Annotated in this window: 1 protein-coding gene; it reads left to right on the top strand. The window is 53.9% G+C overall.

Annotated elements, in window-relative coordinates:
• A partial coding sequence (locus A3709_RS22835) for an NAD(P)(+) transhydrogenase (Re/Si-specific) subunit beta (RefSeq protein WP_156507874.1) occupies positions 1 to 130 on the top strand: 130 nt, incomplete at its 5' end.
• Positions 131 to 813 lie beyond the last annotated feature (683 nt).

Here is an 813-nt window from a genome sequence, read left to right on the forward strand (position 1 = left end):
CGTCCTCAAGCGCTCCATGGCCTCTGGTTTTGCCGGCATCGAGAACCCGCTGTTCTACAAGGACAATACGCGGATGCTGTTTGGCGATGCGAAAGAGTCTATCGGAGGGCTGGTTCGCGAGTTTGGTTAAGTTGCGAATCGCTACTCTTTGATGAAAACGCCGGCCTGTTGGTCGGCGTTTTTTTTGGTGGTGTTCTTTACGCGCCGGCATGGAGACTGTTTAAGCCTTTTGAAACCGCTACGAGCCCATCCATGGGGTCGCTTCGGCGTCCGGCATCCATGCCTCCCGACGATTTCAAAAGGCTAAACAGCCTCCAAACCTCGATAGGTCGTAATCTCAGTATTGGGCATCTCAGTGATTTGAGTTGCGTTAGCGCTTGGCGAGCGATCTATGACCGTACTGTCGGCGGTTAATTCGCAAATTTGGTGTAGTAGACCAGAGCCATTGTCTTTGGCTACTCCCTTCATACCTCCTGCCCAAAAAAGCTCTTGAGATGGTGAAGTGAATCGAGCTCTGAGGACTGATAGTTTGGTTTGAAATCGTCGGGAGCCAGGGATGGCGGACGCCGAAGCGCGCCATGGATGGCCTTGCAGCGGTTTCAAACCAAACTATCAGTCCTCAGACCGCCCCGCACCTGAATCAACTCAAAACGAGTAAGCTGCTCTCAGGCCGCCCGGCAGCGGACCTCACCCAACCTACAGCGAATCACAATTACTCCGTCGCCTCCCGAAACTGCAAGCTGGCCAACCGTGCATACAGCTCACTGGATTCCAACAACTCCTCATGTCGCCCAGTAGCGACAATCCTGCCCT

Origin of the sequence: Halioglobus sp. HI00S01 (genome assembly GCF_001635445.1) — a bacterium.
Classification (GTDB): domain Bacteria; phylum Pseudomonadota; class Gammaproteobacteria; order Pseudomonadales; family Halieaceae; genus Halioglobus; species Halioglobus japonicus.